The organism is Streptomyces sp. WM6372 (assembly GCF_001279655.1).
Taxonomy (GTDB): domain Bacteria; phylum Actinomycetota; class Actinomycetes; order Streptomycetales; family Streptomycetaceae; genus Streptomyces.
In genome coordinates, this window is sequence record NZ_LGDB01000025.1 from 1 (window position 1) to 13,914 (window position 13,914).

At 72.9% G+C, this 13,914-nt stretch carries 13 protein-coding genes, 1 tRNA gene and 1 pseudogene; 8 read left to right on the top strand and 7 right to left on the bottom strand.

Translation table 11 applies throughout. The features are described from left to right. The first annotated feature begins 214 nt into the window (after nt 1–214). From ADK52_RS04070 to ADK52_RS04085, 4 genes are all read left to right on the top strand, one after another. Nucleotides 215–859, top strand: coding sequence for an HNH endonuclease family protein (locus ADK52_RS04070; RefSeq protein ID WP_107089969.1), 645 nt, complete (start codon nt 215–217; stop codon nt 857–859). A 104-nt stretch (nt 860–963) separates the two neighbouring features. Beyond that, nucleotides 964–2,658 (top strand): alkaline phosphatase D family protein, encoded by a 1,695-nt coding sequence (locus ADK52_RS04075; protein ID WP_053688405.1) that lies wholly within the window; start codon nt 964–966, stop codon nt 2,656–2,658. Nucleotides 2,659–2,878: 220 nt separating this feature from the next. Further along, the gene (locus tag ADK52_RS04080) at nt 2,879–3,508 is read left to right on the top strand and encodes a DedA family protein (protein ID WP_199828444.1); all 630 of its coding nucleotides are present in this window, start codon (nt 2,879–2,881) and stop codon (nt 3,506–3,508) included. A 165-nt stretch (nt 3,509–3,673) separates the two neighbouring features. After that, complete coding sequence (locus ADK52_RS04085; protein ID WP_053688406.1) at nt 3,674–4,183, top strand: hypothetical protein; 510 nt, start codon at nt 3,674–3,676, stop codon at nt 4,181–4,183. 24 nt (nt 4,184–4,207) lie between these two features. Here ADK52_RS04085 and ADK52_RS04090 read toward each other — a convergent pair whose 3' ends face one another. After that, nucleotides 4,208–4,435, bottom strand: a complete 228-nt coding sequence (locus ADK52_RS04090; RefSeq protein WP_053688407.1) for a DUF2277 domain-containing protein — start codon at nt 4,433–4,435, stop codon at nt 4,208–4,210. 15 nt (nt 4,436–4,450) lie between these two features. After that, complete coding sequence (locus ADK52_RS04095; RefSeq protein WP_234343344.1) at nt 4,451–5,083, bottom strand: TRADD-N-associated membrane domain-containing protein; 633 nt, start codon at nt 5,081–5,083, stop codon at nt 4,451–4,453. A 331-nt stretch (nt 5,084–5,414) separates the two neighbouring features. On the opposite strand from ADK52_RS04095, the pseudogene ADK52_RS43315 reads away from it, so the two are divergent. Continuing rightward, nucleotides 5,415–5,790 (top strand): annotated as a pseudogene (locus tag ADK52_RS43315) (tyrosine-type recombinase/integrase); the annotation flags it as partial. 63 nt (nt 5,791–5,853) lie between these two features. Here ADK52_RS43315 and ADK52_RS04105 read toward each other — a convergent pair. Then, nucleotides 5,854–5,928 (bottom strand) — tRNA-Val (locus tag ADK52_RS04105). Between the two features lie 105 nt (nt 5,929–6,033). On the opposite strand from ADK52_RS04105, the gene ADK52_RS04110 reads away from it, so the two are divergent. The 3 genes from ADK52_RS04110 (at nt 6,034) to ADK52_RS04120 (ending at nt 8,363) form a co-directional block, all read left to right on the top strand. Continuing rightward, entirely contained in the window at nt 6,034–7,278 is a 1,245-nt protein-coding gene (locus tag ADK52_RS04110) for a hypothetical protein (RefSeq protein ID WP_234343347.1), read from the top strand. A gap of 296 nt (nt 7,279–7,574) precedes the next feature. Next, the gene (locus ADK52_RS04115) at nt 7,575–8,108 is read left to right on the top strand and encodes a DUF4383 domain-containing protein (RefSeq protein ID WP_053688496.1); all 534 of its coding nucleotides are present in this window, start codon (nt 7,575–7,577) and stop codon (nt 8,106–8,108) included. Nucleotides 8,109–8,159: 51 nt separating this feature from the next. After that, complete coding sequence (locus ADK52_RS04120; RefSeq protein ID WP_030160452.1) at nt 8,160–8,363, top strand: FmdB family zinc ribbon protein; 204 nt, start codon at nt 8,160–8,162, stop codon at nt 8,361–8,363. Nucleotides 8,364–8,494: 131 nt separating this feature from the next. Here the strand turns inward: ADK52_RS04120 and ADK52_RS04125 are convergent, their stop codons facing one another. The 4 genes from ADK52_RS04125 to ADK52_RS04140 are packed head-to-tail and all read right to left on the bottom strand — an operon-like array spanning nt 8,495 to nt 13,798. Then, complete coding sequence (locus ADK52_RS04125; protein ID WP_053688408.1) at nt 8,495–9,154, bottom strand: O-methyltransferase; 660 nt, start codon at nt 9,152–9,154, stop codon at nt 8,495–8,497. Next, on the bottom strand, nt 9,151–10,005 hold the full coding sequence (locus ADK52_RS04130) for a hypothetical protein (protein WP_053688409.1): 855 nt from the start codon (nt 10,003–10,005) through the stop codon (nt 9,151–9,153). Before ADK52_RS04130 ends, ADK52_RS04125 begins: the two co-directional genes overlap by 4 nt. Next, nucleotides 10,002–12,635: a phosphoribosyltransferase gene (locus ADK52_RS04135; protein WP_078987937.1), complete on the bottom strand. Its 2,634-nt coding sequence runs from the start codon at nt 12,633–12,635 to the stop codon at nt 10,002–10,004. Before ADK52_RS04135 ends, ADK52_RS04130 begins: the two co-directional genes overlap by 4 nt. Then, a complete protein-coding gene (locus ADK52_RS04140) occupies nt 12,632–13,798 on the bottom strand; it encodes an HpcH/HpaI aldolase/citrate lyase family protein (protein WP_053688411.1) in 1,167 nt (388 codons plus the stop codon). Before ADK52_RS04140 ends, ADK52_RS04135 begins: the two co-directional genes overlap by 4 nt. Between the last annotated feature and the right edge of the window lie 116 nt (nt 13,799–13,914).

Here is a 13,914-nt window from a genome sequence, read left to right on the forward strand (position 1 = left end):
CCCCCCCTCCTCCCTCCCCCTCCCGGAAGCACAACCTCCGCTTAATGCAGGGAAGTTGCCCCGCCCCACACGTGACGTGCTCATGTCGCAAGCCTGTAACCTTGCGCCCGCCGCCACGCAATCTGGCGCCGCCACCATGGCCGCGCCCCTCCGGGGCTGACCGGCCACAAACCCCCCGCATTCAGGGAGCCCCCTCATGGCCCTCAAGACCCTCATACCCGCTGTCTACGCGCGTCGAATTGGCGTGCTCGCGTCAGCGGCGACCCTCGCCGCCCTCACCTCCCTCGTGAACGCGCCCGTCGCCCAGGCCGCCCCGCCCACCCCCATCAGCGCCGCGGCCGCCCGCTCCTACCTCGCCACCGTCACGCCGAAGACGGAGGGGTCCCTCAGCGGATACAGCCGCAGCCTCTTCCCGCACTGGAGCACCGTCTCCGGCAGCTGCAACACCCGCGAGACCGTCCTGAAGCGCGACGGCGTCAGCGTCGTCACCGATTCCTCCTGCGCCGCCGTGAGCGGCAGCTGGTACTCCGAGTACGACGGCGCCACCTGGACCAACGCCGCCGACCTCGACATCGACCACGTCGTTCCGCTCGCCGAGGCCTGGCGCTCCGGGGCCAGCGCGTGGACCACGTCCAAGCGCCAGCAGTTCGCCAACGACCTCACCCGCCCGCAGCTCATCGCGGTGACGGACAACGTCAACCAGGCCAAGGGCGACCTCGACCCGGGCAAGTGGCTGCCGTCGCGGACCGCCTACCGCTGTACGTACGCCCGGATGTGGGTCGAAGTGAAGCAGTACTGGGGTCTGAGCATGGACTCCGGCGAGAAGTCGGCCCTGGTGGGCATCCTCAACGGCTGCTGACACCGGCCCGACCGTTCACCCGGCCTCTCCCCCGCCAGGGGGAGGCCACGGCCCCCTTCCCCGTCGTACCGTGATCGAAGGGGCTACGGAGGAGGGGGAGTTGCATGGCCGGATTGCGTCTGGGGCCGCTGCTTCGCTACGTCGACTGGGACACGGGCGGTTCGGCCACGATATGGGTCGAGGCCGACCGCCCGTGTACGGCCGAAGTGAGGTGCGCCGACGGGGCCGGCGGCAGCGTGCGCACCTTCCAGATCGCCGGGCACCATTACGCGCTCGTGCCGGTGACCGGTCTGGCCCCGGGGAGCACGACGGCGTACGAGGTACTGCTCGACGGCATGCGCGTCTGGCCACTGCCGGGCACCGCCTTCCCGCCGAGCACGATCACCACCCCCGCCGTGGCCGCGGCCGGTCGGCCGGCCCCGGGGCTGCGCCTGACGTTCGGGTCGTGCCGGCAGGCCGCGCCGCCGGCCGGCCGGCACGGGCCGCACGGTGCGGACGCCCTCGACACGCTCGCGGCGCGGCTGGCCGCCGATCCGGATGAGGTGCGGCCGGACGTGCTCCTCCTGCTGGGCGACCAGGTGTACGCGGACCAGCTGTCGCAGGAGACCAGACGGTGGCTCGCGGCCCGGCGGGATCTGCGGGAGGCTCCCGGCGCCCAGGTCGCGGACTACGAGGAGTACACGCGGCTGTATGACGAGTCCTGGCTCGACCCGGAGATCCGCTGGCTGCTGTCCACCGTCCCCAGCCTGCAGATATTCGACGACCACGACGTCGTGGACGACTGGAACACGAGCGCGGCGTGGCTGGCGGAGATGCGGGCGACTCCGTGGTGGCAGGAGCGCGTGCTCAGCGGGCTGATGTCGTACTGGGTGTACCAGCACCTGGGCAATCTCTCGCCGGCCGAGCTCGCGGCCGACCCGCTGTACGAGGCCGTACGGGCGACCCCGGACGGTACGGATGCGCTGCGGGCCTTCGCCGCCGCGGCCGACGCCGATCCGGGCTCGGTGCGCTGGAGCTACCGGCGCGACTTCGGGCGGTCGCGGCTGCTGATGGTGGACACGCGGGCGGCGCGGGTGCTCGCCGAGGACGGGCGGGCGATGCTGGACCCCGCAGAGCAGCAGTGGCTCCGCGACAACGCCCTCGCCGGGCACGGCGGTTACGACCACCTCCTCATCGGGTCGTCGCTGCCGTGGCTGATGCCGCCGCTGATCCACGACGCGGAGGTGTGGAACGCCGCTCTGTGCCGCGGCGAGCGGGGGGAGCGGTGGGCGCGGATCGGGGAGGATCTGCGGCGGCGCAGCGATCTGGAGCACTGGGCGGCGTTCCCGGCTTCGTTCGCGGCGTTGAGCGATCTGATCGAGGAGGTGGGGACGGGGCCGCGGGCGCCTGCGACGGTGTGCGTGCTGTCCGGGGACGTGCATCATGCGTACGTGGCCGAGCCTCGAATACCCAGTACGTCCCGGGTGTTCCAGTTGACGTGCTCGCCGGTGCACAACTCGATCCACACGGCGGTGAAGTGGGGCTTCCGGCTGGGCTGGTCGCGCACGGGGCGGTGGCTGGGGCGCGGGTTCTCGCGGCACGGGCGGACGGGTCGGCCGCCGCTGAGCTGGCGGCGTACGGGCGGCCCGTGGTTCGGGAACCAGCTGATGACGCTGGCGTTGGCGGGCCGTTCGGCCCGGCTTCGTCTCGACCAGGCGCACAAGGGACGGAAGGGGCAGGCGGGCCAGTCGGGCAAGGCGGGCCAGAGGGCTGCCCGGCTGGTGACGGTCCTGGACCGGGAGCTGACGTCGGCGGACTGAACACCGCGGACGGAACCCGGCGGACGGAATACGAGGGTTCGGGCGGTACGAAGGGAGCCGACGGCGCGAGCTGACAGACTATGGGCCCGGGCAGCCCCCGGGCATACGGCGCACCAACGCCAGGCGTACGCTGTATGGCTGTCAAGCCGCTCCTGCCGCTCCCCCGCGACGTCGCGGCGCTTCATGCCGCAGCACGTCAACCGGACTGGGGAGTCCCGCCTTGTTTGAGACTCTGGGGTCGCTGACCGCGAGCCCATGGATCTACGCCGTGGTGGCGGTGTCCGTCGTGCTCGACGTCTTCCTGCCAGTGCTGCCGAGCGGGGTTCTGGTGATCACGGCCGCTGCGGCCGCGGCTGCCGCCGGTGCGGCCGGTCCGGTGGCGGTTCCGGCGCAGGTGCCCGACATCCTCGCGCTGCTGGTGATCGCCACGACATCGTCGGTACTGGGTGACATGGCCGCGTTCCGGCTGGCCCGGCACGGCGGGGCCCGGCTGGACCGGGCGATCGCCCGGTCCCGTCGGCTGACCCGCGCCCACGAGCGCCTGGGTACGGCCCTGGCCCGCGGCGGCGGCGCCCTGGTGGTGATCGCCCGCTTCGCCCCGGCCGGCCGCTCGGTGGTCTCGCTCGGCGCGGGCAAGACCCACCGCAAGGTCATGGAGTTCCTGCCCTGGTCGGTGCTGGCGGGCATGGCCTGGGCCGGGTACAGCGTGGCGCTGGGGTACTTCGGCACCCAGTGGCTCGGCGCGACCTGGCTCGGCACGGCGGTCTCCGTGATCGCCCTCTTCGCCGCGGGCGCCCTGGCGGCCTTCGTCATCCGCCGCCCCGCGTCGACCGCGGCCCCGGCGGCGTAGCGACCGCCCGGATCCCTCGGGTGGAGCAGCGGCTCACCCGTTCACCCGGCCCCGATCGCCGCCCCGGGCCCGGGCTCCTAGCGTCCACAGCACGGCGCGCAACCGAATCCGCGTCACATCCGTGCCCTGGCCGCGCCGTTTCGAGGAGCCCGAGGAGTTCTCTCCATGCCCGCCACGCCGCTCGCCCAGCCGCCGTACCGCCGTCTTCTGGCAAGGGTCGCGGCCGCGACCCTCGTCCTCGCCGCGGCCACTCCCGTCACGGTCACCCACGCCGCCTCCCCCTCCGCCGGCGTCTCCCCCACCACGGTCGCACCGGGGAGCCGGGTCAGCCTGAACGTCACCGGCTGCGGGACCAAGACCGGCACGGCCTCGTCCAGCGCCTTCGGCGACGTCCGCCTGACCCCCGGCAACCTGGAGGCCACCAACCTCTTCGGCAGCGCCACCGTCTTCAGCAACGCCAACTCCGGGACGCACACCGTCACCTTCGAATGCGGCGGCTCCGGCGGGCAGCGCGTCACCGTCCCCCTCCAGGTCACCTCCGGCGCGGCCCGCGGCGGGCTGGGCGGCAGCATCGGCGAGATGAGCCCCGGCCAGGTCGCCCTGGGCGGCGCACTGGCCGCCGGCGCCCTGGGCACCGGCATCTGGATCCTCCGCCGCCGCGCCCGCCTGACCTGAGGCACAGGAACAGGAACAGGACGCCTAGGCGGTGACGGACACCGCGCCTCTGACCTGCAAACCGTCCAGCAGGTCCCGCGTCGCCTCGGCGATCGCCTCGACGGCGGCCTCGAAGACCTCCTGATTGTGCGCGGCGGGCGCCCGGAACCCGGACACCTTCCGTACGTACTGCAACGCGGCGGCGCGGATCTCCTCCTCCGTGGCCTTCTCGGGGATGGCGGGCGGGCGCAGGGTCTTAATGGAACGGCACATACACCCACTATCCCGCTACTGGGGCAGCTCGGCGCCGGACAGTTTCATGATCAAACCTGCCTGCAGCCGCGCCCGCAGCACCGGATCCGTGACCTCCTGCAGCAGCTCGGCGGCCTGCTGCAGGGCGGCGGCGGCCCGCCGGTCCTCGCGCAGGGAGGCGGTCTGGTCGGCCATGTGCCGCAGGGCGATGTCGGCCCGCCGGTGGAAGAGCTGCCCGACGAGCGTGATGACGAGTCCCACCGAGCTGGTGACCACCCCGAGGTACAGCTCCCCGCTGGTCTCGGCCTTCCACACCGCGAGCGCCACCCCGAGCAGCAGGATGGCGGCCCCCGCCCCCGCGAACCGCTGGCTGGTGACGAAGCTGCTGCGCGCCTGCGTCAGCCCGTACGCGTAGTACTCGACCAGCACGGACGTGAACTCGGCGTCCCCGTGTCCACCCCGCCGGGCCTCCGGCAACCCCCCGACGTCGGCGTACTTCGGATCCCCCGCGACGCCCTCGGTCTCCGCCACCTGAGCCAGCAACCGCGCCCGCTCGGCATCCCGCCGCCGCTCGAACCCCTCCCTGGCCACCCGGTCCAACACGACGTACGCCACGCCGCCGGCCACGACCGCCAGCAGCCCGACACCCCCCACCACCCACTCACCCATCCCCCGACCATCCCACGCCCTCGGACGGCCGGTAAGACCTCCCACAACAACGAACCACGCGCCCACGAAGGGCAGTTGCCCCCGCTCCGGCACAACACATCAGGAGGGCAAGACCCGAGCACCCACGCCAAAGGCCCCCAACCAAGATCGCTTGGGATCCTTCGCGCTCAAGGACACGGACGATCCCAAACCACCGACATCCGCTGTGCAAGCCCGCCCAGCCCCCGCCCCGCACGCACAAAGCGAAGACCGCAACGCGTATACACGAGCGCTCCGAGTCGCCAGCGTGCACCAGCGTTGATGTCACCAATCTCCTCGGGCCTGGGCCGACATCGCCCTCGGGCTGCGGCGCGGTGAACTCGTCGGGCTCCGGTGGGAGAACGTGGGTCTGGAGAAGCGGGAGATGCGGGTTCGGAGTCAGCGGCAGCGCGTTCGCGGCGAGGCGTACGAGGACGCGGACGCGGACGCGGACGCGGACGACCCCAACGACGCCGGTTTGCGGGTGATTCGACTGCGCGACGCGCGGCACGGGACGGCGACTTTGCTGACCGCCGCCAGCGTCCGGCCGCGGGTGGTGATGGAGATCCTGGGGGCACTTGCAGATCGCCGTCACGATGAACATCTACACGCATGTGACCGACGGCAGTAGGCGGGAAGCCGTGGGGCACATGGACCGGCTGTTGCGCCGTCGGCGGCCGGCCGAGTAGGCGGTCGCCGTCACCTGCAACCGTCAAAGGCCCCCAACCGTGATCGGTTGGGGGCCTTCGCGATGGTGGGCGTGGACGGTTTCGAACCGCCGACATCTGCTTTGTAAGAGCAGCGCTCTACCCCTGAGCTACACACCCGTGGATGAGTGGACAGCCTACATGGCAGGCGCACCCCCCACGCAAACCCGCATCCGTGGGAGAGAATGGACCGGGGCATGGCGGAGGCGGTACGGGAGTGGGATTGTGACGACGGCATCCCGCCGGTGGTTCGGCGGGCGGGACGAGAGTCGGCGGGCGGACGCGCAGGCGGCGAAGGACGCCGCCGCGGCCGCGTTCTACGAGCTGGACACCGCGCAGCGGGATCTGCGGATCTCCATGGAGACCATCGCGGCCGCCGACGGGTCTCCCGCGGCGCGGCAGGCCGGGGAGGGGTTCGCCGCGCTCGGGCAGCGGATCGACCAGGTCAGCCACGTGTACATCGAGGCCGTCGACGCGCACGACCTTGATCGGGTGGACCTGGAGGGGTCCGTCGCCGCGCGGGCGCGGGAGCAGCTGACGCGGGCCCGCGACGAGCTGGTCCGGGTCAAGGGCGAGCTGGACCGCTTCGCCCAGGGCCTGCAGCCGCTGCTGGACAAGGCCGAGACGCAGCTGGCCCGGGTGGCGCCCGCGCGGGAGCGGGCCCGGGCGGCGCTGATCGCGGCGAGCACGGCGCTGGACGACGTACGGGGCAAGGGGATGCGGGCCGACGAGTTCGCGGCGCGGCTCGCCGCGCTCGGGCCCGAGCTGACCCTGCTGAACCAGGGCGCCGCGCAGCACGGGGTGCAGGAGACCGTCCAGCGCGCGGACCGGATCCTGCGGGACGCGGAGGCGATACGGGCCGAGGTGGCGCGGCTCCCGGAGCGGGCCGCGGAGATCGACCGGCGGCTGGTGAGCCTGCGGACCCGGGCGCAGGCGCTGCGCAATCGGGCGGACCGGGTGGATCCGGTCCTCAGTGAGCTGCGCCGGCGGTTCAGTGCCGCCTGCTGGCAGGACCTCCAGCAGGTGCCGGATCAGGCCGTACGGGACGTGGCGCGGGCCGAGGAGCAGCTGAGGGAGGCCGCGCGGGCGCGCGAGGAGCAGCGCTGGGCGGACGTAGCGGCATTGATCGAGGCGGTCCGGGGTGCGCTGGACGCCACCGACGAGGCGGTGTCGGCGGCGCAGGACCGGCTGTCACGGCTGGAGGCGGTGGCGCGGGATCCGCAGGCGGAGGTACAGCGGACCCGGTTCGCGATCCGGGATGCGCAGCGGCTGGCGATGGAGGGCCGCAGCGTGCCCGATCCGCGGCACGCGCGGCCGCTGGACGAGTCGGTGGCGCGGATGGAGCGGGCGCTCGCCGGGCTGGAGGAGCGGCATCCCGACTACTGGCACTTCCTTCAGGAAATGGAGCAGGTGCGGGCAGACGTGGGGCGCGTCGTCTCCGACATCCGCGGCGGGCGCGGGAACGGCTGAGTTCGACTGGGGCGGCCGGCCTCCGCTGGGGCCGGCCGGCCTCCGCCGACCCCGTCGACGTCAGCGGCGTCCGCGCTTGTCGTGGAGGGGGCGGCGGCGGATGCTGGAGGTGGTTGGAATAGGAGGGCGTGATGGCTGCCCACACTTCGCACACCCCTCGTGAGCCCGACGCACCGCCCGCGACCGCGCCCCACGCGGCCTACGGGTGCCACGAGCCCCACGAGAACTACGCGCCGTACGTGGCCCACGGGCCGATCGAGCTCCCCGCACCGCACGTCCCCTACCTGGTGCGGCGCATGGCCCGTCCCGTCAACACCCGGCTCGACGAGCACCTGCCCACCGACCACAAACTCAGCCAGGTGTACCGGGTGGGCGCGGGTCTGATGGGGCTGCTGCTGGTCGCCTTCGGGATCCTCGGCCTCATCGACCAGATCGGGTTCTTCGACACCGGCGGCGCCACGGTGCTCGCGCTGAACACCAACGGCGCGCTGAGCGTGCTGTCGATCTGCATCGGGCTGCTGCTCTTCGTCGGGATGGTGATCGGCGGGAACTTCGCCTCCACCCTCAACATCGTGCTGGGGCTGGCCTTCATCGCCAGCGGGTTCGTGAATCTGGCCCTGCTGGACACCGGGATGAACTTCCTGGCCTTCAAGATCCAGAACGTGCTGTTCAGCTTCGTCGTCGGCGTGATGCTGATGTGGTTCGGGATGTACGGGCGGGTGGGCAGCGCCCTCCCGCACGACAATCCGTACTGGCGGGCCCGCAACCCCGAGCAGGCCGCACGGGAGGACCGGGCCGCGGCGGCCGCCCGGCTCAGTCACGGCTTCTAGGCAGCTTCCATGTTTCTGGGCCGCCGTCGCCCCTGTCGGTAGCCTGGGTCCATGCCTCGTTACGAATTCCGCTGCCGGACCTGCGAAGACACCTTCGAGGTCAGCCGGCCCATGGCCGAGTCCTCCGCGCCCGCCGACTGCCCGGCCGGGCACGCCGACACCGTGAAACTGCTCTCCGCCGTCGCCGTGGGCGGGACCAGCAGCGCCCCCGCCCCGTCCGGCGGGGGCTGCTGCGGTGGCGGGGGCTGCTGCTGACCGACCGGAAAGCGCCCGGCATGTCGGACGCCCCGCACGCGCCGGACGCGCCGGACGCCCGACGCGCCGCACGCGCCGGACGCCCCGCACGCCGGACGCGCCGGACCGCGCCCGACATGCCGGAGAACCCGCTAGCGCTTGCGCGACAGGGTGAGGCCGTCCGAGATCGCCAGCAGGACCGACTCCATGCGGGTGTCCGCCGCTACGTGCTCGTTGTACGCGCGGACTCCCGCCGCCGAGCCCGTCGCGGACTCGTCCAGGACCCTGCCGTGGAACAGCGTGTTGTCCGTGACGATCAGCCCGCCCGGCCGCAGTCGCGGAACGAGCTCCTCCCAGTACGCGATCTGGCTTTCCTTGTCCGCGTCCACGTAGGCCATGTCGATGTGCGGCTCCTGCGGCATGGCGCGCAGCGTGTCCAGCGCCGGGGCGATCCGCAGGTCGATCCGGTCGGCGACGCCCGCCGCCTCCCAGGCCTCGCGCCCGTACGCCGTCCACTCCTCCGAGACGTCGCAGGCGACGAGCCTGCCGTCCGCCGGCAGGGCCTGGGCCATCGACAGGGTCGAGAAGCCGGTGAAGGTGCCGACCTCGACGATGTGGCGGGCCCCGGTCAGCCGGACCAGGAAGGCCAGCAGCGGCCCCTGCTCCTCGGCCGACTGCATGCCGGCGACGTCCGGGAACTTCTCGTACGTCGTCGCCACCAGCTTCTGCTGGACGGCGTCCAGCGGAGGGTTGTGGTCGAGCATGTAGCGGTACAGCTCGTCAGTGATCTTGGTGCTGTTGCCCTTGGTCATGCGCCCAGTGTGCCGACATCACCGGCCGGCCGGACACCCTCCCGGGCCACCGCCCGCGCGAAGGCCCGCACGATCTCCTCCCCCGCCAGCACGCCCGCCGCCGCCAGGGCCGTGACCGTCGGCGCCGTCCAGCCCGCGTCGGCCAGTTCCCCGTGCCCCGGCCGCCAGGCCGCGTCCGCCGCCAGCAGCAGGTCCGCGTCCAGCAGCGAGTCGCCGGCGGCGAGGGTCGTGGTCGCGCCCGTACGGCGGGCCACCTCGCGCATCGCCGCGCTCTTCGTCAGCGGACGCGGCACGGCGTAGATCTTGCGGCCCTGGAGGGAGACCGTCCAGCCGCGCTCGTCGGCCCACTCCGTCAGCGCCTTGACCCACTCCTGCGGCACCAGGGCGCGCTCGACGACCAGGTACGTGAACAGGTCCTCCGCGATCCGCGCCTTGCGCAGCCACGCCGGGTCCGCCGTCGCCAGCAGGTGCGCGTTCACCTCCTCCAGCGGGGCGCACTCCTGCGCCAGTCGCGCCGCCACCTGGCGCCGCCAGTCCCGGTCCGGGACCCCGTCCACCAGCAGCTGCCCGCCGTTGGCGCAGATCGCGTACGGCGCCGGGCGCCCGGGGAAGCGGATGCGCTGGTACTGCTTGCGCGTACGGGTCGTCGTCGGGACGAAGACCACCGCGGGATCGGCCGCCAGCTCGGCCAGCAGCGCCGCCGCCGTCTCCGTCATGTACGACAGCGGCTTGCTCTCGTGCACCTCGACGCACAGCAGCCGCGGGGCCACCGGGTCGGGCATGGTCAGGCCGAGCGCGGCCGCCGAGTAGATGAGGGTGCGGTCGAGATCACTGGCTACCAGGACAGTCACTTGGAGGTCACGGCCTTTCCGTCGGCGCCGGTCGCGCCACGCGTGAAGCGGGGGTGGATGAGTCCTACGCAGGTGTAGGGGAGCCCGTCGACCTCTTCCACCGGCACGCCCCGCTGCTCGGCGAGCAGCCGTACGTGGTCCAGGTCCGCCCCGGCGCCGCGCTGCGCCAGGATCTTCCACGGCACGCGCCGCAGCAGCACCCGCGTCGTCTCGCCGACGCCGGGCTTGACCAGGTTCACGTCGTGGATGCCGTACTCCTCGCTGATCCGCTCGACCGCCGCCCAGCCCTCCCAGGTGGGCGTGCGGTCGGCGGCGAGGAGCTCCTTGACCTCGGCGCCGACGGCCTCCGCCACCTCGTCGAAGCGGGCGGCGACGGTGTCGATGAAGCCGGTGGAGACATCGGCTCCGGCGAGCTCGCGGTAGAACTTCGCGCCGTGGAAGTCGGCGGGCCCGACCAGGTCGGACCTGAGGACCGTACGCGATATCAGTCCGGAAACGGTGGAATTGAGGCAGGCGGAGGGGATCAGGAAGTCCTCGCGGGTGCCGTACGTGGACACGCAGGAACCGGGGTCGGCGAGGACCACGATCTCCGGGTTGAAGCCCGGGCCCCCCGCTTCCCGGTGGGCCTCCAGCGCCGCCGCGAGCTCCCGCGTGATGGCCCCCTTGCCCGTCCAGCCGTCCACGAAGACGACGTCGGCGGGGTCGTGGTGGGCGGCCAGCCAGCGCAGGGCGTTGGGGTCGATGCCGCGGCCGCGCACGATGGAGACGGCGTAGTGCGGCAGCTCCAGGCCGTGCCGGGCCCGGGCCCAGCGGCGCATCAGGACACCGACGGGGGTGCCGGCGCGGGCCAGCGAGACGAGGACCGGGGAGGGGGACCGCTCGGCGAGGACGGTCTCGGTGACCGTGCCGACGGCCCGGGCGATACGGGCGGCGGACGCGGTCAGCGCGCTCCGGTAGAGCTCCTGGTACTGGGGTGACGGCTGGTACTCGACGGGCAGCGACTCGGCGTAGTGCGCGCCGCCGGCCTGGATGGCCTCCTCGCGCTCTTCGGTCGGGGCCTCCAGCGCCGCGCCGGAGAGGTCCTGGAGCAGCCAGCCGCAGTCCTCCGGGGCGTACGAGGAGAAGGCCGGGCCGCGCAGCGGCTCGGGCAGGATCGGCTCGGGCATGATCGGCTCCCGCCGGTCGGAGGAAACGGAAACGCCGGAGGAGCTGTCCGGGGCGTACGAGGGGACCAGCGCGAGCAGGACCCGGCCGGCGTGCGGGGCCAGGCGTGCGAGGAGCCCGTCGGGGGCGTGCAGCGCACCGGTGTCCCCGTGGGTGTCGGCGACGGCGACGACGGTGTCGAAGCCGGCGCCCGCGACGTTGTAGGCGTACCGGTCGCCGGGCCCGTCGGCGGGAGCGTCGTGGGCGGGGAAGACGAGCCGGGAACGGATGGCGTAGCCGGGGTCGTCGACGGCGAGCACGGGCGAGCGGGTGGTGGTCGAGAACCGGACCTCGGCCGCGGCCCCGGACTCCTCCAGGGCCCGCGCGAGGCGCAGCGGCGCGTACATCAGCTCCTCGTTGCCGAGTACGAGGACCCGCCCGGGCTCGGCTCCGAGTGCGTCGGCGAGCTGGCGGGCCAGCGCGGGCAGGGCCGCTTCGAGCCGGGCGCGGTGCTCGGGGGTGAAGCCGTGCCGGCCGCCGTCCGGGACCCCGGCGGGCCAGTCCAGCACGACCCGCCCGACGGGTGCCGCGGGGGTGGCGGAAGCCCCGTCCGAAACGCCCGGGGCCGGGGCGCCGGGAGCCGGAGCGCCCGGAGCCTGAGCGCCCGCAGCCGGAGCTCCCGGAGCCTGAGCACCGGCAGCCTGAGCGCCGGCAGCCTGAGCGCCCTCGGCCTGGCGCTCGTACTCCTCGACCAGTGCCTGTCCCTTGGCCAGGACCCCCTCGGGGAGGTGCACCGTCCCGGAGGCGAGGGCGATCAGGTCGACGCGCGCGCCGATCTCGGCGGCGAAGGCGGTGAGCCGCTCGCGGTCGGCCGGGGAGCGCATGTCGACGAGGGCGACCACCACGTAGTGCGTGCGGGGGTGGCGGGCGTGCAGGTCGCGGATGGTGTTCAGGACCGTGTTGCCGGTGGAGAACTCGTCGTCGACGAGGACCAGCGGTCCGCTGCCGGCCAGCAGCTTCGGGTCCTCCGGCAGCAGCAGGTGCGAGGTGGCGTGCGAGTGCGCCTCCTCGAACCCTCCGGCGGGCTCGACCCCCGGCACGGGGCGGCGGGTGGAGTGCAGGTAGGGGGCGGCTCCGAGGCCGTCGGCCACGCAGTGCCCGAGCCCGGTCGCCGTCTCGGCGTACCCGAGGACCACCGCGGCGGCGGCCTCGTCGCCCAGCAGGGCCCGCACCCGCTCGCCGAGCCCGTGTCCGGCGGCGTACACGGCCCGCGGGGACTGCGGGACGTGCTTGCCCAGCACCTGCGAGACGAGCAGGTGGGCCCGCTTCGGGTTGCGCCGCAGGGCCAGCCCGAGCAGTTCGTCCAGCCGCGGCAATCCCGGCTCGCCGGCCTCCTCCAGGCGTACGCCCAGCCGCTCGGCCACCCAGGTTCCCGACCACACCGCGTCGATCGTCTTGCCCTTCTCCGTAGTCAAGAGCCGGCTCACAGCTGGAGCCCGGCCGTGAGCAGGTCGACGAAGCCGACCTCCTCCTTCGCCACACCGAAGACCTCGGAGCGCAGCATGGTGCGCTCGGCCCAGGCCCGGTGGGGCTTCACTTCGTTCATCTTGTTCGTGTAGGCGGAGCGCATGACCCCGCCGCCGCCCCGCTCGGGGCGCAGGATGTCCTGGGCGTCGCTGAACTCCTCGTGGGAGACCACCGACAGCGCGTGGACGGGCGTGACGTGGGCGGGGTGGATGCAGGTCTTGCCGAGGAGTCCGTTGGCCCGGTCGAGTTCGATCTCGCGCAGGAGCCCGTCGAGGTCGTGCTCGATGAGGGTGGTGCGCAGTTCCTCGGCGCCTTCCTGGAGGAAGGGGCTGCGGCGCAGCTGGGGCTTGAAGAGGCGCTGCTGGTTGCGGAAGTACTCCCAGACGGGTCCGGTCACGGTGAAGCCGGTGCCGTCGGCGCGGCTGAGCACGTTCACCACGTCGGCGATGACTCCGGCGACGATCTGCACGTCGTAGGCGGTCATGTCCGGGGTGCGGCGCAGTCCGTAGACCGAGCAGAAGTCGGTGACGCCGAGGCGCAGGGCCAGGACGCGGTCGCGGTACCGGCCCACGGTGCGGGAGATGCCGGCGAGGGCTTCGACGCGGGTTTCGAGGTGGAGGAGGTCGGGGGTCTCCAGGACGGGCATGGCGTACAGCGGCTGCTGTCCGCCGGCCGCCTCGGCCTGGGCGACGGCGTCGAGGAAGGCGGTTCCGCGGCTCTCGGTGAACTTGGGTAGTACGAATCCGGCCAGTCTGCGGGCGGAGCCGCCGAGACGGCGCACGAGGTCGGGTATCTGCTCGGGGGTGCGGACCCGGATGAAGAGGAGCGGGAGCTCCCCGCCGTCGGCGTCGAGGGCGGCGAACTGGCGGACGAGGTTGTCCTCGGCGTCGGCGACCTCGGCGTCGCTGATCGAATCCTCCAGGCAGAGGACCATGGAGACGACTCCGCGGGCGGCCTGCTTGTGGACGTCCCCGGCGAGGTTCGGGCGGGTCGCGGGGCTGTAGAGGGTGGCTCCGAGGGCGGCGGCGAGAATGCGGGCGGGGGAGGCGGCGGTGAACTCGGCCGGCTCCTGGTGGAAGAGGTCCTTGCGGACAGTGGGCGATATGTGCCCGAAGTGACGCATGTGCTTCCCCCGTACTGCCTCGGCGGCCCCAGTGGCGTGGCCGGTAATAGTACGTACGAACGTGAGTCAAGAGTTCCTCAAGCACATGAAGTTCAGGTAACCCTCTTGCACAATGC

Bases quoted from the DNA above. Each gene is read 5' to 3' on its own strand.
- ADK52_RS04075 (WP_053688405.1), top strand. From the start codon at position 964: ATGGCCGGATTGCGTCTGGGGCCGCTGCTTCGCTACGTCGACTGGGAC.
- ADK52_RS04085 (WP_053688406.1), top strand. From the start codon at position 3,674: ATGCCCGCCACGCCGCTCGCCCAGCCGCCGTACCGCCGTCTTCTGGCA.
- ADK52_RS04090 (WP_053688407.1), bottom strand. From the start codon at position 4,435: ATGTGCCGTTCCATTAAGACCCTGCGCCCGCCCGCCATCCCCGAGAAG.
- ADK52_RS04095 (WP_234343344.1), bottom strand. From the start codon at position 5,083: ATGGGTGAGTGGGTGGTGGGGGGTGTCGGGCTGCTGGCGGTCGTGGCC.
- ADK52_RS04115 (WP_053688496.1), top strand. From the start codon at position 7,575: ATGGCCCGTCCCGTCAACACCCGGCTCGACGAGCACCTGCCCACCGAC.
- ADK52_RS04120 (WP_030160452.1), top strand. From the start codon at position 8,160: ATGCCTCGTTACGAATTCCGCTGCCGGACCTGCGAAGACACCTTCGAG.
- ADK52_RS04125 (WP_053688408.1), bottom strand. From the start codon at position 9,154: ATGACCAAGGGCAACAGCACCAAGATCACTGACGAGCTGTACCGCTAC.
- ADK52_RS04140 (WP_053688411.1), bottom strand. From the start codon at position 13,798: ATGCGTCACTTCGGGCACATATCGCCCACTGTCCGCAAGGACCTCTTC.